Here is a 25,375-nt window from a genome sequence, read left to right on the forward strand (position 1 = left end):
ACATGTTGGTCACCGGAGCGGCGCCTTCATTGGTGGCAACGACGCGGTACACGATGCACTCACCGGGCTTGGCGACCAGCGGAGCCGACGAGGACGGGACCTCGGTGCCGTCGCAGTTCGTGTCCAGTGCCTGGGTCTTCACGAGACGCATCTGGCCCGTGATGACAGTGGTCACGTCGGTGGCCGAGGGCGTACCGCACGAGGTGGGACCTGCGGGGAAGGTCACCGTGACGGTGGCCGTGTCCACGGCGCCAGCCGATGCGCCGCCCGGTGCGAACACCTTGACGAGCAGCTTCTGCGTGCCGTTCGCGAGCAGCGGGCCCGCGATCGGACCGGTCACCAGCGTATCGCCGCCGTCGATCTGGCCATCGCCGTTCACGTCGATGTACAGCGCCGTCGTCCAGCCTGCCGTCACGTCCGCCGCGGGCAGCGTGGCCGCCACGGTGTACGGACCTGCGCAGCTTTGCGTGCCGGTGTTGGTCAGCGTGTGGGCGTACACGACCGAGCCGCCGGGGGCGATCTGGCCGTTGTTGTTCGGCGTCAGCGTCGCACCGTAGGTCACGGATTGCGTCACGGTCACGGCATCGGTCTTCGTGTCGATCGCCACGGCGCCCGTCGAAGTCACGATGGTGGAACGCACCTGGAAGTACACCAGCTGGCCGGTGACAGGCGTCTGCGTGGCAGGCGGCGTCACGCAGGCATCGACCGGCGTCTGGGCGTTGGCCGCAACGTTCACCGTGGTGATCGCTGCGCCCGTGCAGGTGCCACCCGCCGCCACGAACTTGACGGTCCAGCCCGCGGGCAGGCTGCCCGGGAAGCTGTTGGTCTGGCTCGCCGCCAGGCTGTAGGTGTTGGCCACCGTGTCGTTGTTCTTGACGAACAGCGTGAAGATCGTGCCGGTGCCGGCAGCGGTCGTGTTGGTGGTCGTCGGCTGCGGGCTCGGGCCCGTGCCCACGTCGCCGTTGCCGGTGTTGCCTGCCGTGCCGTTACCGGTGGCCGTGTTGGTCAGGTCGACCAGCACGCCGATCATGGCGGTCAGGGTGTCGCGGGTGGATTCCGTCTTCGTGCTGTCGCCCGTCGAGGTACCCGTCACGATCGCGCTGAACGGACCGGTGGGCAGCGTGCCGGGCGACGGCAGGGTGGCGGCGAGCACGAACTGCACGCTGCCATTGGCCGCGACCGGGCCGGTGTCGGGAATGCCGTCGCTGTTGTTGTCGATCAGCGGCGTCACGCCGTCGGCGGCGAAGAACTTGAAGGTCGTGCCGGCCGGGAACGTGCCCAGGGCCGCCGTCAGGTTCACGACGTCCGGCGCATTGCCGACGTTGAACACCGTCTGCGTGAACTTCACCGTGGCACCCATGGCCGCGCTGGCGACAGTCGTCGTGTCGGCTGCGGTCGTGTTGGGGTTGCCCACTGCCGTGTCCAGCGAGGTGGTCGGGCTGCCGCTGGCGGAGCCGAGCACGATGCCGAAGGTGCCGATGACGTTGTAGCTCGCCGGGTTGGTCGGCGAGTTCGTCGCGCCAGGCGTCGTCGAGGTGGCACCCGGTGCGTCGACGGGGTTGTACTTGGCGGTGTTGGTCGTGGTCGACGTGCCGATGGCCGCCGTGTTGTTGACCATCACCACGAAGCTCACCGTCTGCGTGACGTTCGGCTGCAGTGCGTTCACGACGACGGTCAGGTCGTTTCCAGCGGCGCTGAAATCGATCCCGGCCGTGTCGCCCGCTGCCGCATCCGTGAGCGCGACGCCGGGGGCGTTGCTCCAGACCGCGGAACCGGGGACGTACGTGAAGCCTGCAGGCAGCGTGTCCGTCAAGGCGAACCGGCCGACCGCGCCACCCGTGTTGTTGAACTTCAACGTGTAGGTGGTGTAGACGCAACCTGCCGCGGGCGCGCCAGCAGCCGTGGTGGTAGCCGCGCAACCTGCGACCGAGCGCGGACCGCTCACCGAAGCCGCGGGCCAGGTGCCGCCATTGGCGGACCAGGCGACCGACGGAACGCTCAGGCTCTTGGTGGCATTGAAGGCCGCCTTGTCCGTGAGGTTCACGTTGTCGACGTCGGCTGCCGTCAGGTTGGCCGGTGCGTACAGCGCCGGCGTGCCTGCGGTGGCCGTGATGGTCGCAGCGACCGGCGAGGTGAACGTGCTCGACGATGCGGTGCTCGGGATCGAGTACGCGACAACGAAGGGGAACGTGCCGTTGCCGCCTGCCACCGTCTGGGCCGGGACATTACAGACCGCGCCCGGAACGACCGAGCACAGTGCGGTCGTGCTGTCAGGCACGCCGTCCGCATTCGCGTCGGCGAACACTTCGACCTTGGTGAAGCCATTCGGGCTGGCCGGTGCGGCCACGCTCAGCGTGAACGTGTCGCTGCCGTTGCCGGTGTTGGTCAGCACGTGCGGTGCGTACACGGTCGTGCCTGCAGCGCCGGTCTTCGTGTTGACCACGTTGGTCGTCACGGTGGTGTAGGTGTCCAGGTTGAACGAGCCGACCTGCTGCACCGTCGTCTGCACGAGGTTGGAGGTGGCCAGCTGGCTGGCGCCGTTCGGATCCAGGTACGTCGCCGAAGCCTGGTTACCGATGATGGTGTTGGCGGGTGGTGCCGCAGCGAGCGCGCCGGAACTTCCAAAAAGGAAGCTCAGCGTCAGGGCTGCTGCGCCCGCCCAGAGCGCGCGCGGCGCGGGGCCGGTGCGACGGGCAGACAAGGTAGGGGTCACTTGGTTTTCTCCTCGGGGTTGGGGTCAGAAAAAGGTCAAAAAAAAGGACGAACTCACCCCGGCCGGGGATTTCCGCGAACGGAAACCGGCAATGGAAAAACCAACGGGGTTTGGAAAAAGAGATCCGGCCGTCAGGGCGGCTCAGTGCCGCCGACGGCCGTCAGCACCGGGAACTCAGGGCGCGATGCGCGCCACCTTCTGCGGTTCGCCAGCAGCAGCTGCTGCAGGTGCGGGCGGCACCACCGTCTCGACCTTGGCGCGCGCGGTCACCGCGGCCGAGCCGTTGGCCGGCAGCTGGCCCAGCGTCCAGCGCAGCGAGCGGTATTCGTTGTACGGAACCGCTTCGCTCTTGCCGTTGACGGTGCGTGCCAGCGGCTCGGCGGCGAACGCGCCGTCCTTGGTCGCTGCCTTGACCAACGTCGCGCCGGGCTTGGCGGTCTTGGGCAGGTACTCGAGCCCTTCAGGGATCGGCAGGTTGGCCACCAGGCCGGTGACGGCCTTGCCCGTGTGATTGGTGTAGGTCGCCGTGTACTCGAGCACGTCGCCCGGCTTGACCGAATCGGCCGCCACCAGTTGCTCCTTGCCCTGCGCGTCCTTGACGACCTTGGCCTGCGTCAGCACGACCGCCACGGTCTTCTTCTGCGCGGCCTCGGTGGGCGCGGGGGCGGCTTGCGTGCCCTGCGCGGCGGCCAGGCCACCCAGCCCCAGGGTCATGGCCACGCCGAGGCCCAGGCCCAGGCGAACGGTGAGCCGGACGACCGGCGAGACGAATGAATTCAAGGGAGACGAATTTCCGATAGACATGAATAACTCCTAAAAAACAGCTTCAAAGCCAGACCGAGGCCACACAAAGGTCAAGGAACTTGACCCGTGGCCTCCGGAACTGGCGTTCGACGCCATTTCCCAGCCACCTGCTACACGCCACTGACACAACGACATCGAAGGCTTTCGCGAACACCCCGATGTCAACCCAAAACCTCATGTGAAGCCCGACTTTTCGGGCGCTTCAATGAGCCAGTTACCACGTTCATATTATTTTCGAAATGTTTACAAAAGCAATCTGAGCTGTTCTTTCGGCGCCTCTCAATCGCCAGATCTTTCGTGAAAATGTCACGACGGGTCTTCGAAAGTTAACGACTGTGAATGAGTATGTAAATCTTCGAAGCAGCCGAAATGTGAATGGATTTGCAATTACCCATACGCCCTATCGCCCGCCAAGCGATCACCCAAGTAGTTGATGCAGTTGGAAAATTTCTCAGAATCATGGATTCGCTCGACCCAAGCCTCACAGATCTCGGCGAGACAAAGAAGCCGAAAACTAGCGTCTCCAGCGATTCGTGAAACTCAATTTACATTTACATGGATACATTGATTGAGTTTCTCGATTTGACAGAACAACATTCCAATTACCGGCTTCACAGCGGTTGACAGCCGGCTCCACCAAATTCAAAAACCATTCATCTTTTCGGTAATAAATCACACGCAACAGGCATGACCGCGCGATGGCCCCTGATTCAAATCAAGCCCATCCGCACCGGCTCACCGGGCCGAAATTCATTTGTCGTTTTTTTGGAATACCGGCTCAATTCGCGGCCGGATGAGGGAGCACCTGTTTTTCAGGTGAAACGCGCGCCCACGGACGCGCCCGCGAGGCCGCCTCAGGCGCTCGCGTTCGTCACATCTTCAGGAAAGCAGCGGGTGCGGGCACCCGCGCGGATTCACTCGCCGCGCCTGTTCGCGCGCTCCAGGGTGTAGCCCACCCCGTAGAGCGAGCGGACCCGGAATTCACCCGCCACGATCGACTCGAGCTTCTTGCGCACCCGGGACACCAGCGCGTCCAGCGAGCGGCTGGCGCCCTGCTCTTCACTTCTGCGGAATCCCTGAGGCAATTGCTGTCTCGACACGGGCGTGTCGAGATAGCGCACCAGCATCCGCGCGATTTCGAACTCGCTCGGCGTCAGGATGGCTTCCTTGCTCGCGTACTCGACGGCCAGGCGGCTGCGCACGAGCTGAAAGCCGTAGAGGCTGTGCGGCTTGGCGCTTCTTCGCATGGACTTCGTGCCGCACAGCGCCGACACCCGCGCGATCACGTCGTCCGCATTCCACGGACTCACCAGGAAATCGTCGACATCGAACACCGAGACGCGCGGCGCTTCCAGCACGGCGCGCGAGCGGGCCAGGGCCATCACCGGCGCCGTGGACGCGCGGCTCGCGCTGAGACCGAAGAGCACCTCGGGCAATGCGCGCTCCAGCACCTCGCCCATCAGGAGGAACAGCCCGACGCCCGGCATCGATGCGGCCTCCAGCAGGTCTTCCTCGTTCACGACACACACCGGGTTGAAACCGGCGTCCTTCAACCGGCTGCGCAGCCAGTCGATCTCTTCGCCCGAATCGGTCAACACCACCACTCGACAGTTCTTCTGTTCCAACCTATCCACCTTCGGCTCCCTTGTTCATCGCCCCACCTGCCTCTCAATGGAGTGGAATGTATTAACGTTCATCAACAGTTGATAGGGAAAAGTGCCGGGATTTGACCAACGGAAACAGGTAGGTCCGTTTTTTCGGGAAAGTGTGCAAACAAACTCACATTGGCGGGGTGACAACCCCTCCAAACGGGTCTAGCAAATCCTGGATCGACCTTCCATTCCAGGAGGATCGAAGCTCAGGAAACCCTCTGGGAAGTGGTATCGGACGCAGTTTGCGTCTTGCGCGCGGACAGCCTTTCGAGCAGCCCGACAAGCCAGCACATCGGGCAACCGCGCAACAGCAACAAGGCCCCGACGATGGCGGGCGGTGCGATCCATGGATGCTCCTGCGACAGCAGCACGGCCATCGCGATGAGCGCGAGGGCACCTGCGCCGCGCAGCAGGTGCCAGGTGATGGAAAGAGAACACATGAGACAGGCTCCTTGCACATGAACACCTGACAAGGAGGCGGCGAGACGCCCAGACGGTTCGCGATCCGCAAATTCGCAATTCGCAAGAGGTCTTCCATCGAACCTCGGCAGCGCGGCGCCGCACGGGCGTGAAGTACTGCGCACATTCGCACGGAGACTCGCTGTGTCGCGCACACATTTCTGACAAATGTGCGCATTTCCCTGTGTGATTGTTAACGACGCAACTATCGTCCTGCCCATTGCATCGTGTGCACTCGGCCAAGGCCGGTGCGACGGGCAAGAAAACAATCACCGCAGGGAGCCCCATGAACACATCCACGATCGCCACCGCGATGCGCGCGCCTGCGCTTCGAGGCCCCGGCCGCTGACTCGCCATGCTGAACCCGTTTCTGCGTGACATGAGTCCCGACGAACTGCCGGCCGCCCCCCAACGGTCGACCTACCTCGCGCTGCTGCCCGTGCTGGCCTACGTGCTTGTCGCCGTCGTGTTCCTGAGCATGTCGGTGGTCGTGCCGAGCCTGGTCGTGGCCTGCCTGTTCGCGACCGCGGCGGCCATGTCGCTGGGCGCGGGCGTGGTGCTCGGCATGAGCATCTGGATCTTTCCGCAGCTGTCGAGCTGAGGGGACGCCATGAGCACATCCAACGCCTCCGTCTTCCGCGTCCACAGCTGGCGCACGACCTTGCTTGCCGCATCGGTCGTGTTGCTGATCGTGATGGCGCTGCTCATGAAGTGGCTGGTCGAGCTGCAGGTGGAATCCGCCCAGGAGCGGCAATCCCGCGAAGCCGTGGCGCGCGAGGCCGAGGCCCGCTGCTTCGCGATGGTCTCGCGCCAGGAGGCCGATGCCTGCCGGGCCGCCAACGCGGCGCTCCTCACGCCCTGACCCCGGCGACCGCCCGGGCCGCGTCGGCGCTCAGCCGAAAGTGAACGCGTAGGCCTGCGCGCCGGCGTCGAGAAACTCGATCTCGAACAGCCGCTCCCTGCCGCCCGACGCCTGCCGCACCAGCTGATAGAGCTTCTGCGCATCGACCACGCCGCGGCCTTGCGCATCGGTGTCGGCGCCGTGATCCGCCAGCGGCGGCTGGCCGTCCACCCGCACCGTGAAGCGCACCGGTTTGCCATCGGCCGCCGGCCCCAGCACGAGGTGCAGGTCGCGCGCCTTGAAACGGTAGGCGATGCGGCCGTCCGCATGGTTCAGCACGGCACGCTCGGCCTCCACGGTCCAGTCGCCCCCCAGTGCCCACTGGTTGGTGCGCAGCGATGACGCAGCCGGTTCGTAAGCCTTCGCACGGTCGCGCGCGATGCCGCCGGGCGACGCGAAGCCGTGTGTGCGTGCATGGCCCAGGTAGGTTTCGCCGGACTGCGCCGGCTCGGCGCCGGGCGCGGCCTGCGTGCCCTGCCCCAGCGGCGCCACCAGCCCGGCATGGGTCTTGTCCGCTTGCCCGGCCTCGGCCAGCAGTTGCTGGATGACCTGCTCGGCCTTGTCGTAGCGGTTCTCGCCGAACTGGTGATGGCGGATGCGCCCTTGCGCATCGACGAAGTAGAACGCGGGCCAGGCCTGGTTGTCGAAGCCGCGCCAGATGGCGAAATCGTTGTCCAGCGCCACCGGGAACCCGATGCCCAGGTCTTTCACGGCCCTGCGCACGTTGGCCGGGTTCTTCTCGAAGGCGAACTCCGGCGAGTGCACGCCGATGACGACCAGGCCCGCGTCCTTGTACTTGTCGGCCCACGCGCGAACGTAGGGCAGCGTGCGCAGGCAGTTGATGCACGAGTAGGTCCAGAAGTCGACCAGCACCACCTTGCCGCGCAAGGCCTCGGGCGTGAGCGGTGCCGAGTTGATCCACCCGGTCGCGCCGGCCAGCGAAGGCAGGCGGCCCTCGACGCGCAGGTCGCGCGCGGGCACCGGGGCCGGGCGGGTGTCCGAGACGCGCATGAAACCCGTGTCTTCGCGCTGCGCTTGTGGCGCGTCTTTCCGGAGCGTGTCCACCAGCGCTTGCTCCAGCGTCGACGTGGTGCCCAGCGACAGGCGCGCAAGCCATCCGGTGTCCAGCCCCAGCGCGATGGCGCCCACGCCTGCCAGCACCGCCGCACCCGCGGCGCGGCGCGCCCATTCGCCGGTCGGCAGCGTGCGCTGCAGGGCCGAGAGCAGCCGGCCGCCGGACAGGAGCGCCATCGCAAGCGAGGTGCACGCACCGGCCGCGTAGGCGAGCAGCAGCAGCGAGGTGCCGACGCTCGCGCCGTTGAGCGCCGCGCCCGTCAGGATCAGCCCGAGGATCGGCCCTGCGCAAGGCGCCCAGAGCAGGCCCGTGCCCACACCCAGCCACAGCGGCGAAAACGCGGAAGCCTGCCCCGCACCCGACATGCGAAGACCCATCGCCACCAGCGGCCGGCTCAGACGTTCGGCCACGCGCGGGAACAGCAGCGTCGCACCGAACAGCGCGAGCAGGCCCATGGCGGCGTAGCGCCCGTATTCGTTGAGCGTGACGATCCAGCCGCCGCCCACCGCTGCCAGCGTGGCCACGACGGCAAAGGCCAGCGCCATGCCGGCCAGCATCGGCAGGCCGTGCGAGCGGAACGGCCGGTCGGCACGCGCGAACACGAAGGGCAGCACCGGCAGGATGCAGGGGCTCAGGATCGTGAGCACCCCGCCCAAGTAGGCAATGAAGAGGATGAGCATGGTGTGTGAAAGGTCCAGGGGGTCCAGGGGGTTCAGGCCGCAGGCGCCGTGAGCACGGCAAGCCGCGCCTCGAGCCCGCCTTCGGCGCGGTTGTGCAGCGTGAGTTCCGCGCCCATGGCCATGGCCAGCTGGTGCGCGATGGCCAGGCCCAGGCCGGTGCCGCCGGTGCTGCGGTTGCGCGAACTCTCGACGCGGTAGAAGGGCTTGAGCACGGCGTCGAGTTCGTCGGGCGGAATTCCCGGGCCGTTGTCGAGCACGCTCACCACCAGGCGTTGGTCGCCGGCCTGCACGCGCAGCGTCACGTCGGTGCCGAACTTCAGCGCGTTGTCGATCAGGTTCATCAGGATGCGGCGCAGCGCATTCGGGCGGCTCACGATGGGTGCGCCGGCCCGGCCTTCAAGCCGCACTTGATGGCCCGTGTCTTCGTAGTCGGCCACCATGCTCTCGAACAGCGCGTCGGCGTCGATGCGCAGCGGCGGCTCGGTGGCGCCGTGGAGCGTGCGCGCATAGGTCACGCCTTCGCGCACCAATGAGTGCATCGCGTCCAGGTCCTGGCGGAATTTCTCGCGGTCGTGCGTGTCGTCCATCAGATCGGTGCGCAAGCGCATCCGCGTGATGGGCGTCTGCAGGTCGTGCGAGATGGCCGCAAGGATCTCGACGCGCTCCGCCATGTAGCCGGCGATGCGCTGCTGCATGGCATTGAAGGCGCGCGCCGCGTGCGCCACCTCGGTGGGGCCCTCTTCCGCCAGCGCGTGGCTCTTCAGGTCGGGCCCGAGCTGGTCGGCCGCCTCGGACAGCTGCGCGAGCGGCCGCGTCACCAGCCGCACCGCCACCCAGGCGCACACGGCCAGCACCAGCAGCTGGACCGCCAGCAGCCACATCACCCAGCCCGACACCGGCATGCCCACGCGCATGGCATGCACGACCACGGACGCACCGTCGCCCAGCCGCACCTCGATCTGCAGGCCCTCGGGCGGCCAGGCCACCTCGCCGACCTTGACGACCTGGAACGGGCGCAGCGCATCGACGATGGCCGCGGCGAACTGCCGCGACGCCTGCGAGCCGGGCTCGCCGCCCTGCGCATGGCCGCCCAGCACGAAGCGGTAGTTGCGCCGCTCCAGCCGATCGAGCCAGCCGGCGCGCTCCGTCGCGGGAAGCCGGTCGAGAATGGCGACCGAGCTCGCGATGTCGCGCTCGATGCCGATCATCATGAGCTCGCGAAGCGCCATGTTCCGCTCGTAGCGGATCGCCGCGAAGGTCAGCAGCTGCGCGATCGCCAGGCCCACCACGATGATCAGCGTCACGCGGGAGAACAGCGAGCCGGGCAGCAGCCGGCGCCAGCGCGGCGCGGCAGTGGCCGGGTTTGCAACGGGGTTCGCGGAAGTGGACATGGACAGCTTCTTCGTCAGGCGGCGTGGCGATGCGTCAGCGCAGCGGGCTCACACCAGGTGGATGGCAACGTCGATGTTGCCTCGGGTGGCCTTGGAATAGGGGCAAGTCTGGTGCGCAGCTTCGGTGAGGGCCTGCGCCACGTCGCGGTCCAGGCCCGGCAGGCTCACGTTCAGGCGCGCCTGCAGGAAGTATTCGCTGCCTGCCGTGCCCAGGTCGACCTCGGCATCGACGGCCAGGTCGGGCGGCAGCGCGACCTTCATCCTGCCGGCCGCCTTGCCCATCGCGCCGATGAAGCAGGCCGACCAGCCGGCCGCGAACAGCTGCTCGGGGTTGGTGCCGCTGCCGGCGCTGCCGGGCGACGAGAGCTGGATGTCCAGGCGGCCGTCGTCACTGCGCGCCTGGCCGTCGCGGCCGCCCGAGGAGGTGCGGGTCTTGCCGGTGTAGAGGACTTTGTCGATGCGGGTCATGGGGTTCCTTCGGTACAGGGTGGTTGGAAAACGGACGGATTGTTGGGCCGCCTTCCCCCTGCCGGATCGCTTCTTGTATGCCTGTGTATCTGCGCCGGAAACCCACACACTACGTTTCAACGGCGACGGCCCGCGCGCCGCCGGAAGGCTACATTGCGGCTGCGGCGCCCGGCGCGCCGCCCTCCCTTGCTGCCACTGCCCACCCTGCTGCCATGACGCCCAAGACCTCCGACCACATCCTCATCGTCGACGACGACCGGGACATCCGCGAACTGCTCACCACCTACCTGGTGAAGAACGGCTTGCGCGTGGTCGCGGTGCCCACCGGGCGCCACATGCGCGCCGCGCTCGAAGCCTCGGGCCCCTTCGACCTGATCATCCTGGACCTGATGCTGCCCGGCGAAGACGGGCTCACGCTGTGCCGCGACCTGCGCACCGGCAAGTACAAGGCCACGCCCATCCTCATGCTGACCGCGCGCAGCGAGGAAGCCGACCGTATCCTGGGCCTGGAGATGGGCGCCGACGACTACCTGGCCAAGCCCTTTTCCGCGCGCGAACTGCTGGCGCGCATCCGCGCCGTGATGCGGCGCACGCGCATGCTGCCGCCCAACATGGGCGCTGTCGAGCCCTCGCAGAAGCTGTGGTTCGGGGAATGGCAGGTCGACACGGTGGCGCGCCACCTGATCGACGAGGCCGGCGTGATGGTGGCGCTCAGCGGCGCCGAATACCGGCTGCTGCGCGTGTTCCTCGACCATCCGCAAAAGGTGCTCAGCCGCGACCAGCTGCTCGGCCTCACGCAGGGCCGCGACGCCGAGCTCTTCGAGCGTTCCATCGACCTGCTCGTGAGCCGCCTGCGCCAGCGCCTGCGCGACGACGCGCGCGAGCCGCGCTACATCAAGACCGTGCGCAGCGAAGGCTACGTCCTCGCTTCGTCGGTCGAAGCGAGAGACTGACCGACGCCACGCTCTGGCACTGGGTCGGGTTGCGCACCTCGTGCGCCAGCCCGCCCGCGAGGAACAGCAGGGCGAACCAGAGCTTCCTGAATCCGCGAGCACGCGTCATGGGAGTTTCCTTCGGGCAATGAGTGGACGACGGGCGGATTGTTGGCCGCCCGCCAGCGCGACAGCAGGCATTGCGTATGCCTGTGTATCGCGGCCCGCCCTCGACACAGCACGTTTCATCGAGGCCGCCTCGAGCCCCTTCGATTGAAATTTAGTGTGGCCGGAACCCGCCCGGATACAGAGGCATACACAAGCCGATCAACGAGCGATCACCTCGCCGAACAATCGCGCCGTCAGCTCGAAGCGCCCATGCGATCGGGCTGGCCCCCCTCGAATTCCAGGAGATTTCCATGACCGCTTCCCCTCTGCTGCCACGCCGCTCGTTCCTCGGCAAGGCGGCCCTCGGCCTCGCCGCCACACAGCTGACATCGATCGTTCCCGCCTTCGCCCAATCCGCCGCAGCGGCCGCCGCAGGCAGCGCCCGGCGCCTCGAACCGCTGCGCAGCATCGAGGCCGGCAGCCTGCGCATCGGCTACCACGAGGCCGGGCCGGCCGACGGCGCACCGGTGATCCTTCTGCACGGCTGGCCCTACGACATCCACATGTTCGTCGACGTCGCACCGCGGCTGGCCGCCGCGGGCTTTCGTGTCATCGTGCCGTACCTGCGCGGCTACGGCACCACCCGCTTCCTGTCGGCGGACACGCCGCGCAACGGGCAGCAGTCGGCGGTCGCCGTCGACATCATCGCGTTGATGGATGCGCTGAAGATCTCCGCCGCCACCGTGGCCGGCTGCGACTGGGGCGCGCGCACCGCGTGCATCATGGCCGCGCTGTGGCCGCAGCGCGTGAAGGCGCTGGTGTCGGTCAGCGGCTACCTCATCGGCAGCCAGGAGGCCGGCAACGCGCCCCTGCCGCCGCAGGCCGAGCTGCAATGGTGGTACCAGTACTACTTCGCGACCGAGCGCGGCCGCGCGGGCTACGAGAAGAACCGCCACGACTTCGCCAAACTCATCTGGCAGCTCGCCTCGCCGAAGTGGAACTTCGACGCCGCCACCTTCGAGCGCAGTGCCGTGGCCTTCGAGAACCCCGACCACGTGGCGATCACCGTGCACAACTACCGCTGGCGCCTCGGCCTGGCCGAGGGCGAGGCGAAGTACCAGGCACTCGAGAACCGGCTGGCTCAGGCACCGGTGATCGGCGTGCCGACGATCACGCTCGAAGGCGACGCCAACGGTGCGCCGCACCCCGAGCCCGCCGCGTACGCGAAGAAGTTCTCGGGGCGCTACGAGCACCGGCTCGTCAGCGGTGGCATCGGCCACAACCTGCCGCAGGAAGCGCCCGAGGCGTTCGCGCAGGCGGTGCTCGACGTGGCGCGCGGGTGAGAGCCGCCCCGGCCCCGCAGCGCGTCAGCCGGCGCGGCCCAGCAGCAGGTCGGCGCCCTTCTCGCCGATCATGATGGCCGCCGCGTTGGTGTTCGCCGAGGTCATGGTGGGCATCACCGACGCGTCGATCACGCGCAGGCCGTCGACACCGCGCACGCGCAGCGACGCGTCGACGACCGCGCCGTCGTCCTCGCCCATGCGGCAGGTGCCGACGGGGTGGAACACGGTGCCGCCCTTTTCGCGCGCGAACTGCGCCAGCGCCGCGTCGCTGCGCGTCGCATTGCCGGGCAGGTATTCCTCGCCCGTCACCAAGTCGCGGAACGCGGGTTGCTGGTAGATCTCGCGCAGCATCTTCAGCCCCTCGACCAGCACCTTCACATCGTGCGGCTCGGTGAGGTAGTTGGAGACGATGCGCGGCGGCGCCAGCGGATCGGCCGAACGCAGCCCCACGCTGCCCCGCGACTCGGGCCGGCATTGCGCGGCCGAGGCTGAAAAGCCCGAGAAGCGATGCAACGGATCGCCGGGCTTGTCGACCGACAGCGGCATCACGTTGAAGAGCACGTCGGCGCGCGCGTCCTTCGCGACCGCGGTGCGCACCATGCCACCGACCTGCCCGGCCCCCACGGTGAGCGGGCCGCGCTGGCCGAACAGCCATTGCGAGCCCATGCGCGCCAGCCCCAGCGGGCTGCGCACCTGGTCGTTGAGCGACATCCTGTGGCGCAGCTTGACGATCACGCGCGCCTGGTAGTGGTCCTGCAGATTGGCGCCGACGCCGGGCGCGTCGACCTGCACGTCGATGCCGTGCGCGCGCAGCATCGCGGCCGGGCCGATGCCCGAGAGCTGCAGCAGCTGCGGGCTCTGCAATGCGCCTGCCGACAGCACCACCTCGGCGTCGGCGCGGGCCTCGTGCGGACGGCCGTCCTGCAGCCACTGCACGCCGACGGCGCGGCCGTTTTCGATCAGCACGCGCGTGACCTGCACGCCGGTGCGCACCTGCAGGTTCGCGCGTCGGCGTGCGGGCTTCAGGAAGGCCGTCGCCGCGTCGCAGCGCCAGTGGCCGCCGATCGTGAGCTGGTAGGCGCCCAGGCCTTCGTCCTGCGCGCCGTTGAAGTCCGCGCTGGACGGAAAGCCCGCCTGCGCGCCGGCCGCGAGCCACGCCGCGCAGTACGGGTGGTCGTTGCGCAGGTCGGAGACGCACAGCTCGCCCGAAGCGCCGTGGTAGTCGCTTTCGCCGCCCGCGTAGCGCTCTGACTTTCGGAAGTACGGCAGCACGTCGCGGTAGCCCCAGCCGGTCGCGCCCAGGCGGGCCCAGTCGTCGAAGTCGGCATGCTGGCCACGGATGTAGAGCAGCCCGTTGATGGCGCTGGAGCCGCCCAGCACGCGTCCGCGCGGCCAGACGATGCGGCGGTGCGCCGTCTGCGCCTGCGGCTCCACATCGAACTGCCACGAGAAGCGCGTGTCGTAGATCGAGCGGAAATAGCCCACCGGCAGCCGCAGCCAGAAGTTGCCGCCCGTGCCGCCCGCTTCCAGCAGCAGCACGCGGCGAGTGCCGTCGGCGCTGAGCCGGTTGGCCAGCACGCAGCCGGCCGAGCCGGCGCCGACGACGATGTAGTCCCAGCCGCCTTCAGCCTGCATGCCGCATCACGCCTTCACCACCTCGTTGAAGATCGACGGATCGAAGTACTGCTCTGCCTTCACCGCATTGGCGATGCTGGCGTTCTGCACGAAGAAGTCGGTCACCTGCTGCAGCCAGCGCGTGGCGGTGCCGTCGGCGTACTTCACGCGCCAGTCGGGCGAGCTGTAGTACTTGGAGGCCTTGAATTGCTCCTTGAACTCGGCCAGCGGCACTTCCTTGTACTGCGCCTTCTGCAGCGCCTCGGCGGCGGCGTCGGGGTTGTTGACGATGTGGTCGTTCACCGGCACCCAGGCCGCCACCAGCTTGCGCAGCGTGGCCTTGTTCTTCTCGTAGTAGTCGTTGCGCGCGGCCCAGCCGCCCATGATGGCCGCCTGCGGGAAGAAGGCCGAGGCATCGATCAGCTTGCGCGCGCCGGCCGCCTTCTGGCGCACCGTGGTGTCGAACGGCGACCACAGCGCCACGGCGGGCACCGCGCCCGAGATGAAGGAGGTGACGGCTTCCGCCATGCGCTGGTTGACGATGCGCACGTCGCGTGCCGGATCGAGCTGCGCCGAGCGCAGCGCGCGGTCGAGGAACACGTGGGCGGTGGTGCCGGTGGTGGTGGCGATCTGCTTGCCCTTGAGGTCGGCGAGCGTGGCAATGCCGGCGTCGCCGCGCACCCACAGCTGCGCGGTCGCGTACTCGATGTTGTTCAGCAGGAAGACCTTGCCCTGCCCGCGCGCCGGAAAGTTCGACAGCACCGCGCCGGTGGCCAGCACATCGAGGCTGCCGCCGATCATGGCCTGGAAGAGTTCGAGCCCGGTGGTGAACTGCACCAGCTCCAGGTCGAGCCCCTGCTTGGCGAAGGCGCCGCTTTGCTGGCCCAGCCAGATGTGGCCGTCGACCGCCGGCGTGTGCAGGTAGCCGACCTTGACCTTGGCGCGCGACTGCGCCAGCAGCGGCAGGGCAGTGGCGGCAGCCGCGGCGCCGGCGGCGGCGCGGATGAGGGTTCTTCGCTGGATGGCCATGGTGTCTCCTGGGAGTGCCTGTGATGAAAGGGGTCGGTGTCAGTCGGACAGCCGCACGGTCTGCCGCGCCTGGGCTGCGTACTCTTCCATGACGAGCGCGCGGATCTGCGCGCGCAGCTCGCCGAAGCGCGGGTCCTCGTGCACGTTCTCCGCGCGCGGGTAGCCGAAGGGCACGTCGATCACCGTGCGGATGCGCGCCGGCCGCGCGGTGACGACCACGATGCGCGACGACAGGTAGATCGCTTCCTCCACCGAGTGGGTGATCAGCATCACCGTCTTGTCCTCGGTCTGCAGCACCTCCAGCAGCAGGTCCTGCATGGCGCTGCGGGTCTGCGCGTCGAGAGCGCCGAAGGGCTCGTCCATCAGCAGGAACTGCGGCCGCACCGCGTAGGCGCGCGCGATCGCCAGGCGCTGGCGCATGCCGCCCGACAGGTGCTTGGGGAAGTGATCGGCGAAGTCGCGCAGCCCCATCAGACCCATGTAGCGCGCGACGATGCTTTCGTGCTCCGCCTTCGGCACATGGTTGCCCGCGAGCTTCAGGCCGAACGCGATGTTCTGCCGCACGGTGAGCCACGGGAAGACACCGTACTCCTGGAAGATCACGCCGCGGTCCGGCCCCGGGCCGCGCACCGGCTTGCCGTCGAGCAGGACCTCGCCGGAACCGGGCTGCACGAAGCCGCCGAGGATGTTCATCAGCGTGGTCTTGCCGCAGCCCGAGGGGCCGATGATCGAGACGAACTCGCCCTGGCGGATGTCCAGCGACACGCGGTCGAGCACGCGCATCGGCCCCTGGGCGGTGGGGAACTCCACCGAGACGTCGCGGAAGGAAACGCGCACCGGGGCGCCTGTGTCGAGCGTGCTCATGCGATGCGGTCCTGCCAGGCCAGCAAGCGGCGGCTGATCGCGCGCAGCGCGAGGTCCATCGCCAGCGCGATGAAGCCGATGCAGATGATGCCGACGTAGATGATGTCGAGCTGGAAGAAGGACGAGGCGTTCTGGATCAAGGCGCCCAGGCCCTGCTGCGCGGCGATGAGTTCCGAGGCCACCAGCGTGGCCCACGCCACGCCCAGCGCCACGCGCACAGCCGTCAGGATGTGCGGCACCGTGAGCGGCACGATCACCTTGCCGAAGATCTCGAGGTCGCTTGCGCCCAACGTGCGCGCCACGCGGATGTAGATCGGGCTGATCTGCGCGATGCCTTCGTACATCACGATCACGCCGGCGAAGAAAGCGGCGTAGAACAGGATCACCGTCTTGGCCACTTCGCCGATGCCGAAGTACACGATGACCAGCGGGATCAACGCGATCGGCGGCAGCGCGCGAAAGAAGTTGATCACCGGATCGATGAAGCTGCGCAGCCCCTTGTACCAGCCCAGGCAGAAGCCCACCGGCACCGCCAGCAGCGTGCCCAGCGCCACGCCGATGAACACGCGCTGCGTCGACATCCAGATGTCGGCCAGCAGCCGGTCCTGCAGCAGCTGCACGAAGCGCGCCGCCACCTCGTGCGGCGCCGGCACCAGCGACGGGTTGACCAGCCCGCTGGCGCGCACCGCGTACCACAGCAGAAGCAGCACCACCCAGGGGGCGAGAATCAGCGCAAAGCGCCACGGCGCCGGCCGGCTCAGCATGAAGCGTGTCTCCAGGTCAAACGAAGCACCTCGGGGGATGGTTGTTTCTGTGATTTGGTCGTACTATAGACCAGACGTTTAGACATATGCAAATAACCCAGACACAGGTTGCGGGCGGTCCGCCCCGCTATGCCGACAGCCCCATGCCGCGCTACCTGCAGGTGGCCGACCTGCTGCGCCAGCGCATCGCGCGCGGCATCTGGCCCGAAGGACACCGCCTGCCCTCGCTGGAAGAGCTGGTGACGGAGTTCGGCGTGGCCCGCGTCACCGTGCGCCAGGCCGTCGAGCTGCTGGCGCGCGACGGCCTCGTGTCGCCGCAGCAGGGGCGCGGCACCTTCGTCACCGGGCGCCCCTCGAACGAGCGCTGGCTCAGCGTGGTCACCACGCTGGACGCGCTGGCGCGCGTGTACCGCGACACCGAGCCGCAGATCGTCAACATCGACGAAGCCACCTCCGCGCCGGCACTGCGACCGGGCGAAGGCGTGGCGGCCGAGCGCTACGTCTACATGCGCCGCGTGCACTCGCGCGACGGCAAGCCGTACTGCGTGATCGACATCCACCTGGACGAGCGCATCTTCCGCCGCAGCCCGAAGCGCTTTCGCGAGGAAACCGTGATCCCGCTGCTGACCTCGATGAAGAGCGTGAAGATCGCCAAGGCGCACCAGGTGCTGACCATCGGCACCGCCGACATGGAGGTCGCACGCCTCATCGACGTGCCGCTGAACGCGCCGGTCGCCGAGGTGCGCCGTGTGTTCCGCGACCCCGACGACCGGGTGATCTACCTGGGCGAGGTGGTCTACCGCGGCGACGCGATCCATGTGGAGATGGACCTGAAACCATGAGCCTCGCCGCCCTGCCCTCGTTGCCCGTCTTGCCCCTGACCATCGCCCGCCTGGACGCGATGGTGTTCCGCTATCCGGTGAAGACACCCGTGCGCACGTCGTTCGGCGTCATGCATGACCGCCCCGCGCTCTTCGTGCGCGTGGAGGACACCGACGGTGCCGTGGGCTGGGGCGAGGTGTGGTGCAACTTTCCGGGCTGCGGCGCGGAACATCGCGCGCGGCTGCTCGACACCGTCATGGCGCCGCTGCTCGTCGGCCGCGCCTTCGACAGCGCGCAGGCGGCCTTCGCGCACTTGAGCAATACCACCGCCGTGCTCGCCATCCAGTCGGGTGAGCCAGGCCCTATCGCGCAGACGATCGCCGGCATCGACCTCGCCCTGTGGGACCTGTGCGCCCGGCGCGCCGGCCTGCCGCTGTGGCGCCTGCTCGGCGGCACGCACGGCCGCGTGCCCGTGTATGCGAGCGGCCTCAACCCCGACCGGCCCGAGGAACTGGCCCTGCAACGCCGCGCCGAGGGCTACCGCGCCTTCAAGCTCAAGGTCGGCTTCGGCGAGGCACGCGACATCGCCAACCTCGAAGCCCTGCGCCTCGCGCTGGGCAACGACACGCCGCTCATGGTCGACGCCAACCAGGCCTGGTCGCTCGCTCAAGCACAGCACATGGCCGCGCGCATCGCGCCCTTCGGGCTCGGCTGGCTCGAAGAACCGCTGCGCGCGGACCGCCCCTGGAGCGAATGGCGCACGCTGCAACAGAGCACCCCGCTGGCGCTGGCCGGCGGCGAAAACCTGGCCGGCGACGACGCCTTCGACGCCGCGCTGCAGGCGCAGGTGCTCACGGTGCTGCAGCCCGATGCCGCCAAGTGGGGCGGCATCTCGGGCTGCTGGCCGGTGGTCCGCCGCGCGCAGGCGGCTGGCCTGCGCTACTGCCCGCACTACCTGGGCGCCGGCGTCGGCCTGCTCGCCTCGGCCCATCTGCTGGCCGCAGCAGGAGGCGACGGCATGCTGGAAGTCGATGCCAACCCGAACCCGCTGCGCACCGCGCTGAGCCCGCCGCTGCAGCGCATCGAGGACGGCATGATCGATCTCGGCGAGTTGCCCGGCATCGGCGTCGAGCCCGACCCGGCACGGATTGCCGACGCGATCGCCAGCGCGACCTAGCCGCGGCGGCTCCCGTTCCCGACGGCTGTTGCGCCTGCTTACCTGCCTGCGCCGGGCCGCACGTCCCATTTGCTAAGCTGGCGAGGCGCGCACCGACCACGGTGCGGCGCCCCACCGCGTGCAGGGCCGGGCACGCAAGCCCACGGCCCCCCGCGCAAGAACAGAATCTACGAAATCAATCTTTCAGAGCCACCATGAAAATCGCCACGTGGAACGTCAACTCCCTCACCGCGCGCTTGCAGCATGTGCTCGACTGGCTCATCGCCAACCCGGTCGATGTGCTGTGCCTGCAAGAGCTCAAGATGACCGACGACAAGTTTCCGCTCGAGGTGCTGAAGTCGGCCGGCTACGAGGCGGCGGTGTTCGGACAGAAGACCTACAACGGCGTTGCCATCCTCAGCCTCGCGCCGGTGCGCGACGTGGTGAAGAACATCGAGAACTTCGCCGACGAGCAGTCTCGCGTGATCGCCGCCACCATCGAGACGCCCTCGGGCCCGCTGCGCGTGGTGAACTGCTACTTCGTGAACGGCCAGGAACCGGGCAGCGAGAAGTTCGCCTACAAGATGAAGTGGCTCGGCGCGCTGCACGACTACCTTGCGCGTGAAATCGCAGCGCACCCGAACCTCGTGCTGCTGGGCGATTTCAACGTCACGCCCGAAGACCGCGACAGCTTCGACCCGGTGGGCCTGAAGGAAACGATCCACCACACGACCGAAGAGCGCAACCATTTCAAGGCGCTGCTCGACCTGGGCCTGACCGACAGCTTCCGCATGTTCGAGCAGCCCGAAAAGAGCTTCTCGTGGTGGGACTACCGCATGCTGGGCTACCAGAAGAACCGCGGCCTGCGCATCGACCACATCCTCGTCAGCGAGCCGTTGGTGCCGCGCGTGACGGGCTGCGTCATCGACCGCGTGCCGCGCAAATGGGAAAAGCCGAGCGACCACGCCCCCGTGGTGCTCGAACTCGGCCCGGGCGCCTGACGGCCATGAAGACGCCGGTCGCCGCACGCCTGGCCCGTTCCGCTGCGATCGCCGCCGCAGCGCTGGCCCTGACTGCCTGCTCGGTCCTCAAGCCAGGCGGCGGATCGGAAAGCGGCACGGGTGCGGCCTCGCCCAGCAGTCCAACCGCCGCCGAGGGCGGCAGCCGCGACATCCCGACCGTGCGGCTGATCACCGCGCAGACGCCCGCGATCCGCACCTACCGCAAGACCGGCGCGCGCCACATCTACAAGGCCTACGCCAACCGCATCTACAAGGGCAAGATCCCGCCGCTGGTGTATGCCGTGGTGGTGGTCGAGACCGACATCGACGCGAACGGCAAGGTCAACAACGTGACCTTCAGCCGCGTGCCCAGCCATGCACCCGAAGTGCCGCCGATGATCGCGGAACTGATCAAGGCCACCTCGCCCCTGCCGAGCCCGGGCAAGCTGGGCGGCCACACCTATGTCGACACCTGGCTCTGGGACAAGAGCGGCAAGTTCCAGCTGGATTCACTCACGCTCGGCCAACGCAGCCGATAACCTGGCACACCCCCAGGCTGCGCGCACTTCGTGTCGCTACGCCAACCCCCTTGCAGGGGGCGATACCGGCGGCCCGGCAAAGCCGGTTCCGCGGTATCTCTGGAAGGACGCTCTGCTTGCTGGCGGGCGGCGTAAAAAAAGGCCCTGGGAAGGCCTTTTCATTCGATACCGAGTTCCTGGATTTTCCGGGTGATGGTGTTTCGCCCGATGCCCAGCTTCTGGGCCGCCTCGATGCGCCGGCCCCGCGTGTTGGCCAGCGCGGTGAGGATCAGCCGCGATTCGAAGCGGCGCGTGAGCACATCCCACACGTCGGTGCGGCCTGCGGCGAGCAAGGCCTGCGCTTCGGCTTCGAGGCCGCTTTCCCAGGCACTGGCGCCGACCGATGCGCTGGACACCGTCTCCGGTGCAACGGCGGCAACCGGCATGGAAGCAGCGTCGTGTGCGACAGCCGCAGGGGCGATTGCGACGGCCTGCGCGGGCGCAGCGGTCTCTGCGACCACGGCATGTCCTTCCGCCCCACCGCCCGTCATCACTTCGGGTGGCAGGTCCTTGGATTCGATCAGCTGCGCGGGCGCCATCACGGTCAGCCAGTGGCAGATGTTCTCGAGCTGGCGCACGTTGCCCGGGAAGTTGAAGGCTGCGAGCCTGGCGAGCGCGGCGTCGGAGATGCGCTTGGGCTCGACACCCAGCTGGCGCGCGCTCTGTTGCAGGAAGTGGCGCGTGAGCGCGGGCACGTCCTCGCCGCGTTCGCGCAGCGCCGGCAGGCGCAGGCGGATCACGTTGAGGCGGTGGAACAGGTCTTCGCGGAAACCGCCCTGCTTCACGCGCTGCTCCAGGTCCTGGTGGGTGGCCGCGATCACGCGCACATTGGCCTTGACCGAGTTGTGGCCGCCCACGCGGTAGAAATGGCCGTCGCTGAGCACACGCAAGAGGCGCGTCTGCAGGTCGAAGGGCATGTCGCCGATTTCGTCGAGGAACAGCGTGCCGCCCTCGGCCTGCTCGAAGCGCCCACGGCGCATGGTCTGCGCGCCGGTGAAGGCGCCGCGCTCGTGACCGAAGAGTTCGCTCTCGAGCAGGTCCTTGGGAATGGCGGCGGTGTTGATCGCCACGAAGGGGCCGCTGGCGCGCGGCGAATGCTTGTGCAGCGCGCGCGCCACCAGCTCCTTGCCCGAGCCGGATTCGCCGGTGATGAGCACCGTGACGTTGCTCTGCGAGAGCCGGCCGATCGCGCGGAACACGTCCTGCATCGCGGGCGCCTGGCCGAGCATCTCGGGGGCGGCGGCCATGCGTTCTTCGGACACCTCTTCGCGCTGGCTTTCGTCGACGGCGCGGCGGATCAGCTCCACGGCGCGCGGCAGGTCGAAGGGCTTGGGCAGGTACTCGAAGGCGCCGCCCTGGAAGGCCGAGACCGCGCTGTCGAGGTCGGAGAACGCGGTCATGATGATGACCGGCAGGCCGGGGTGTTTCGCCTTGATCTTGTCGAGCAAATCGAGCCCCGAGCCGCCCGGCATGCGGATGTCGCTCACCAGGACCTGCGGGCCCTGCTGCTCGTCACCCTCGGCCTGTTCGAGCGCGGCCAGCACTTCGCGTGTGTTCGTGAAGCTGCGCGTGGGCAGGTCTTCGCGCAGCAGCGCCTTCTCGAGCACGAAGCGTATCGATTGGTCGTCATCAACTATCCAGATCGGCTTCATGCATCTCCTCTGTTGCCGGGGCTGCGCTAGGGCAGCGGAATCAATATCTTGAAATCGGTTCGGCCCGGGACGCTGTCGCACTCGATCACGCCGTGATGCTGCTGCACGAAAGTCTGTGCAAGCGTCAACCCCAGCCCGGTCCCGCCTTCCCTGCCCGAAACGAGCGGATAGAAGATGCGGTCCTTGATCGTGTCCGGCACACCCGGTCCATTGTCGATGACATGCAATTCCAGTGCCAATCGATACCACTGCTTATTGAAGATCACTTGTCGGGCCACGCGGGTCTTGAAAGTGATCTGCGCATCGCCCGCCGCGCGGCGCTCGGCCAGGGCCTGCGCCGCGTTGTGCGCGATGTTGAGGGTGGCCTGGATGAGCTGCTCGCGGTCGCCGCGGAACTCGGGAATGGAAACGTCGAAGTCGCGCTCGATGTGCAGGTCGCGCGGAAACTCCGCCAGGATGACCGAGCGCACGCGCTCGCAGACCTCGTGGATGTTCACGTCGCCCACCACGTGCGGGCGCCGGTGCGGCGCCAGCAGCCGGTCGACGAGCGTCTGCAGCCGGTCGGCCTCGTGGATGATGACCTGGGTGTACTCGATGAGGTCGCGCGACTCGACCTCCATCTGCAGCAACTGCGCCGCGCCGCGGATGCCGCCCAGCGGGTTCTTGATCTCGTGGGCGAGGTTGCGGATGAGTTCCTTGTTGGCCTGCGCCTGGTCGATGAGGCGCTCCTCGCGATCCTGGCGCACCTGCTGCTCCAGCGGCGACATCTCGATGATGAGTTCGCCCTTCTTGTCGCCGTGCGCGAGCGTGACCTGCACGGGCATCAGCTCGTGGTTGACGCGGCGCAGGAAGGCCTCGTAGCGCAGCGTGGCGAAGTCGTTGCTGCTGGCGCCATCGAGGGCGGTGCGCAGCACCTGCGGCTCATGGAAACAGGCGCCGAACTGCGAGCCTTCGAGCGTGCGTCGCGAAGTGCCCAATGCATCTTCGAGACCCGCATTGGCAAACAGCACCGAGCCGTCGCGGTTGACCACCGCGATCAGCGTGGACAGCAGGTCGAAGGACTGAAAGCGCGGATTGGCGCCAGCCGCCTTCTTCCCGAACACCATGGATTGCGCGCCTCTTACTGCGCTTGCGGCTTGGCCGGCAGGCGGCCGATTTCGCGGCGGATGCCGGCGATGTCACTCTCGTTGCGCGCGAGTTCGGCCTTCATCTCGGCCACGCGGTCGAGGTACTTCTGGTAGTTGCGGCCTTCGCTGCCCTGCTTCTCGGGCTCGCCGTTGTTGTATTCCTTCTTGAGCTCGGTCTGGCGCGCCTCGGCCTTGCGCAGCTCGGCCTCGAGCACCGAACGCGCCTCGCCGTCGCGGGCGCGCTGGTCGACGCCTTCGACGCGCGGGCTGCCCGCCGGCGCACGAGCGGCAGACCCGCCCGAGCCCGACGACGCGCTGCCACCACCGCCCGAGGGCTTCGTGCCCTGCACGACGGTGACGTTGCCGCCTTCCATGATCTTGCAGCCCTTTTGCTGGGCCACGGTCGCGTTGTTGGTGTACTCGTTGCCACAACGCCAGACGCGCTCCTGCGCGAGTGCCGGGACAGCGGCGGCGACGGAGGCAGCGGCCAGGAAAATCAGGGAAGCAGTCTTCATTGGAGTCCGGTGAGGGCGCGACAAACGCGCATTTTGATGCAATTCGAGCCCCCTCAGATCAGGATGTTCCGCACCAAGGAAAAAGGACGGCCGGGGCCGTCCTTTCGTCTTACTCATCAGGCTCGCTCCCTTCGCGAAACACCGAGGAACCGGCTTTGCCGGGCCTCCGGTGTTGCCCCCGGCGGGGGTTGGCGAAGCGACACGAAGTGCGCGCAGCCTGGGGGCGAGCTTCTTACAGCGAGTAGTACATGTCGAACTCGACCGGATGGGTCGCCATGCGGAAGCGGGTGACTTCCTGCATCTTGAGGTCGATGTACGCGTCGATGTACGAGTCGGTGAACACGCCGCCCTTGGTCAGGAACGCACGGTCCTTGTCCAGGTTTTCGAGGGCCTGGTCCAGGCTGTGGCAGACGGTCGGGATCAGCGCGTCTTCTTCCGGCGGCAGGTGGTACAGGTCCTTGCTGGCGGCTTCGCCCGGATGGATCTTGTTTTCCACGCCGTCCAGGCCGGCCATGAGCAGCGCGGCAAAGCCCAGGTACGGGTTCATCAGCGGATCGGGGAAGCGCGCTTCGACGCGGCGGCCCTTGGGGTTGGCCACGAACGGGATGCGGATCGAGGCCGAGCGGTTCTTGGCCGAGTAGGCCAGCTTCACCGGAGCTTCGAAGCCGGGGACCAGGCGCTTGTAGCTGTTGGTGCCGGGGTTCGTGATGGCGTTCAGGGCGCGGGCGTGCTTGATGATGCCGCCGATGTAGTGCAGCGCGAAGTCCGACAGGCCTGCATAGCCGTCGCCGGCGAACAGGTTCTTGCCGTCCTTCCAGACCGACTGGTGCACGTGCATGCCGGAGCCGTTGTCGCCGACGATGGGCTTGGGCATGAAGGTGGCGGTCTTGCCGTAGGCGTGGGCCACGTTGTGGATCACGTACTTCTGCAGCTGGACCCAGTCGGCGCGCTGGACCAGCGTGCTGAACTTGGTGCCGATTTCGAGCTGGCCGGCGTTGGCCACTTCATGGTGATGCACTTCGACCGGGATGCCCAGCGATTCGAGCACCAGGCACATTTCCGAGCGCATGTCCTGGAAGCTGTCGACCGGGGGAACCGGGAAGTAGCCGCCCTTGACCGCCGGACGGTGGCCGCTGTTGCCGTGCTCGAACTCCTTGTCGGTGTTCCACGAGGCTTCTTCGGATTCGATCTTCACGAAGCAGCCCGACATGTCGTTCTTCCAGCGCACGCCGTCGAACACGAAGAATTCGGGTTCCGGACCGAAGTAGGCGGTGTCGCCCAGGCCGGAAGCCTTCATGTACGCCTCGGCGCGCTTGGCGAGCGAACGCGGGTCGCGCTCGTAGGCCTTGCCGTCGGCCGGATCGATCACGTCGCAGGTCAGGATCAGCGTCGTTTCTTCGAAGAACGGGTCGATGTTGGCGGTGTTGGGGTCGGGCATGAGCTGCATGTCCGAGGCTTCGATGCCCTTCCAACCGGCGATGGACGAACCGTCGAACGCGTGGCCCGAGGTGAATTTGTCTTCATCGAAGTGCGACACAGGCACGGTCACGTGCTGTTCCTTGCCGCGGGTGTCGGTGAAGCGCAGGTCGACGAACTTGACCTCGTTTTCCTTGACGAGCTTGAGTACATCGGCGACGGTCTTTGCCATCAGTTTCTCCTGAGTTGGATGGGTGGTTGGAAATACGGGAGGGGAGGATGCAGTTTCTGTGCCATTGTCGCCCCGCCGG

23 protein-coding genes are annotated in these 25,375 nt (G+C 67.6%); 8 read left to right on the top strand and 15 right to left on the bottom strand.

What is annotated here, in order from left to right; all coding sequences use genetic code 11:
* The 4 genes from D3H34_RS22695 to D3H34_RS22710 form a co-directional block, all read right to left on the bottom strand.
* Window positions 1–2,713: beta strand repeat-containing protein (locus tag D3H34_RS22695; protein WP_119556556.1), on the bottom strand; the 2,713-nt coding region annotated here is incomplete at its 3' end.
* 174 nt (window positions 2,714–2,887) lie between these two features.
* Window positions 2,888–3,517: a hypothetical protein gene (locus D3H34_RS22700; RefSeq protein ID WP_286186092.1), complete on the bottom strand. Its 630-nt coding sequence runs from the start codon at window positions 3,515–3,517 to the stop codon at window positions 2,888–2,890.
* Window positions 3,518–4,431: 914 nt separating this feature from the next.
* Window positions 4,432–5,121, bottom strand: coding sequence for a response regulator transcription factor (locus D3H34_RS22705; RefSeq protein ID WP_119556509.1), 690 nt, complete (start codon window positions 5,119–5,121; stop codon window positions 4,432–4,434).
* A 254-nt stretch (window positions 5,122–5,375) separates the two neighbouring features.
* Window positions 5,376–5,609, bottom strand: coding sequence for a hypothetical protein (locus D3H34_RS22710; protein ID WP_119556510.1), 234 nt, complete (start codon window positions 5,607–5,609; stop codon window positions 5,376–5,378).
* Window positions 5,610–6,007: 398 nt separating this feature from the next.
* On the opposite strand from D3H34_RS22710, the gene D3H34_RS22715 reads away from it, so the two are divergent.
* On the top strand, window positions 6,008–6,229 hold the full coding sequence (locus D3H34_RS22715; RefSeq protein WP_286186093.1) for a hypothetical protein: 222 nt from the start codon (window positions 6,008–6,010) through the stop codon (window positions 6,227–6,229).
* A 9-nt stretch (window positions 6,230–6,238) separates the two neighbouring features.
* A complete protein-coding gene (locus tag D3H34_RS22720) occupies window positions 6,239–6,490 on the top strand; it encodes a general secretion pathway protein GspL (protein WP_119556512.1) in 252 nt (83 codons plus the stop codon).
* A 30-nt stretch (window positions 6,491–6,520) separates the two neighbouring features.
* Here D3H34_RS22720 and D3H34_RS22725 read toward each other — a convergent pair whose 3' ends face one another.
* Genes D3H34_RS22725 through D3H34_RS22735 form a run of 3 tightly spaced genes read right to left on the bottom strand, consistent with a single transcriptional unit; the run spans window position 6,521 to window position 10,143 of the window.
* Complete coding sequence (locus tag D3H34_RS22725; protein ID WP_119556513.1) at window positions 6,521–8,284, bottom strand: cytochrome c biogenesis protein DipZ; 1,764 nt, start codon at window positions 8,282–8,284, stop codon at window positions 6,521–6,523.
* A 32-nt stretch (window positions 8,285–8,316) separates the two neighbouring features.
* Window positions 8,317–9,675: an ATP-binding protein gene (locus D3H34_RS22730; RefSeq protein ID WP_119556514.1), complete on the bottom strand. Its 1,359-nt coding sequence runs from the start codon at window positions 9,673–9,675 to the stop codon at window positions 8,317–8,319.
* Between the two features lie 48 nt (window positions 9,676–9,723).
* The gene (locus tag D3H34_RS22735) at window positions 9,724–10,143 is read right to left on the bottom strand and encodes an organic hydroperoxide resistance protein (protein ID WP_119556515.1); all 420 of its coding nucleotides are present in this window, start codon (window positions 10,141–10,143) and stop codon (window positions 9,724–9,726) included.
* 212 nt (window positions 10,144–10,355) lie between these two features.
* Here D3H34_RS22735 and D3H34_RS22740 point away from each other — a divergent pair, with 212 nt between their 5' ends.
* Entirely contained in the window at window positions 10,356–11,096 is a 741-nt protein-coding gene (locus tag D3H34_RS22740) for a response regulator (RefSeq protein WP_119556516.1), read from the top strand.
* 398 nt (window positions 11,097–11,494) lie between these two features.
* Window positions 11,495–12,526, top strand: coding sequence for an alpha/beta fold hydrolase (locus D3H34_RS22745; protein ID WP_119556517.1), 1,032 nt, complete (start codon window positions 11,495–11,497; stop codon window positions 12,524–12,526).
* Window positions 12,527–12,550: 24 nt separating this feature from the next.
* On the opposite strand, the gene D3H34_RS22750 is transcribed toward D3H34_RS22745, so the two are convergent.
* From D3H34_RS22750 to D3H34_RS22765, 4 genes are read right to left on the bottom strand one after another with little or no spacing between them, the layout of a single operon-like run.
* The gene (locus D3H34_RS22750; protein WP_119556518.1) at window positions 12,551–14,161 is read right to left on the bottom strand and encodes a GMC family oxidoreductase; all 1,611 of its coding nucleotides are present in this window, start codon (window positions 14,159–14,161) and stop codon (window positions 12,551–12,553) included.
* A gap of 6 nt (window positions 14,162–14,167) precedes the next feature.
* Complete coding sequence (locus D3H34_RS22755; RefSeq protein ID WP_119556519.1) at window positions 14,168–15,169, bottom strand: ABC transporter substrate-binding protein; 1,002 nt, start codon at window positions 15,167–15,169, stop codon at window positions 14,168–14,170.
* 39 nt (window positions 15,170–15,208) lie between these two features.
* The gene (locus D3H34_RS22760; protein WP_119556520.1) at window positions 15,209–16,033 is read right to left on the bottom strand and encodes an ABC transporter ATP-binding protein; all 825 of its coding nucleotides are present in this window, start codon (window positions 16,031–16,033) and stop codon (window positions 15,209–15,211) included.
* Complete coding sequence (locus tag D3H34_RS22765; RefSeq protein ID WP_119556521.1) at window positions 16,030–16,797, bottom strand: ABC transporter permease; 768 nt, start codon at window positions 16,795–16,797, stop codon at window positions 16,030–16,032. The genes D3H34_RS22760 and D3H34_RS22765 overlap by 4 nt, the downstream gene beginning before the upstream one ends.
* An 86-nt stretch (window positions 16,798–16,883) precedes the next feature.
* Between D3H34_RS22765 and D3H34_RS22770 the strand changes: the two genes are divergently transcribed.
* The 4 genes from D3H34_RS22770 (at window position 16,884) to D3H34_RS22785 (ending at window position 20,315) form a co-directional block, all read left to right on the top strand.
* Window positions 16,884–17,639, top strand: a complete 756-nt coding sequence (locus D3H34_RS22770) for a GntR family transcriptional regulator (RefSeq protein WP_119556522.1) — start codon at window positions 16,884–16,886, stop codon at window positions 17,637–17,639.
* A complete protein-coding gene (locus tag D3H34_RS22775; RefSeq protein ID WP_119556523.1) occupies window positions 17,636–18,796 on the top strand; it encodes a mandelate racemase/muconate lactonizing enzyme family protein in 1,161 nt (386 codons plus the stop codon). The genes D3H34_RS22770 and D3H34_RS22775 overlap by 4 nt, the downstream gene beginning before the upstream one ends.
* Before the next feature lie 194 nt (window positions 18,797–18,990).
* Window positions 18,991–19,776: an exodeoxyribonuclease III gene (gene xth, locus D3H34_RS22780; protein ID WP_119556524.1), complete on the top strand. Its 786-nt coding sequence runs from the start codon at window positions 18,991–18,993 to the stop codon at window positions 19,774–19,776.
* Window positions 19,777–19,781: 5 nt separating this feature from the next.
* Window positions 19,782–20,315 (top strand): hypothetical protein, encoded by a 534-nt coding sequence (locus D3H34_RS22785; RefSeq protein WP_119556525.1) that lies wholly within the window; start codon window positions 19,782–19,784, stop codon window positions 20,313–20,315.
* A 158-nt stretch (window positions 20,316–20,473) separates the two neighbouring features.
* Here D3H34_RS22785 and ntrC read toward each other — a convergent pair whose 3' ends face one another.
* From ntrC to glnA, 4 genes are all read right to left on the bottom strand, one after another.
* Window positions 20,474–22,006: a nitrogen regulation protein NR(I) gene (gene ntrC / locus D3H34_RS22795; RefSeq protein ID WP_119556526.1), complete on the bottom strand. Its 1,533-nt coding sequence runs from the start codon at window positions 22,004–22,006 to the stop codon at window positions 20,474–20,476.
* 26 nt (window positions 22,007–22,032) lie between these two features.
* Window positions 22,033–23,112, bottom strand: a complete 1,080-nt coding sequence (glnL, locus tag D3H34_RS22800) for a nitrogen regulation protein NR(II) (protein ID WP_119556527.1) — start codon at window positions 23,110–23,112, stop codon at window positions 22,033–22,035.
* Window positions 23,113–23,126: 14 nt separating this feature from the next.
* Complete coding sequence (locus tag D3H34_RS22805) at window positions 23,127–23,648, bottom strand: hypothetical protein (protein ID WP_119556528.1); 522 nt, start codon at window positions 23,646–23,648, stop codon at window positions 23,127–23,129.
* A gap of 232 nt (window positions 23,649–23,880) precedes the next feature.
* Window positions 23,881–25,296 carry a type I glutamate--ammonia ligase gene (glnA, locus tag D3H34_RS22810; RefSeq protein WP_119556529.1) on the bottom strand — a complete coding sequence of 472 codons (1,416 nt, stop codon included), beginning with the start codon at window positions 25,294–25,296 and terminating at the stop codon, window positions 23,881–23,883.
* Window positions 25,297–25,375: the final 79 nt, after the last annotated feature.

The organism is Acidovorax cavernicola (assembly GCF_003581445.1).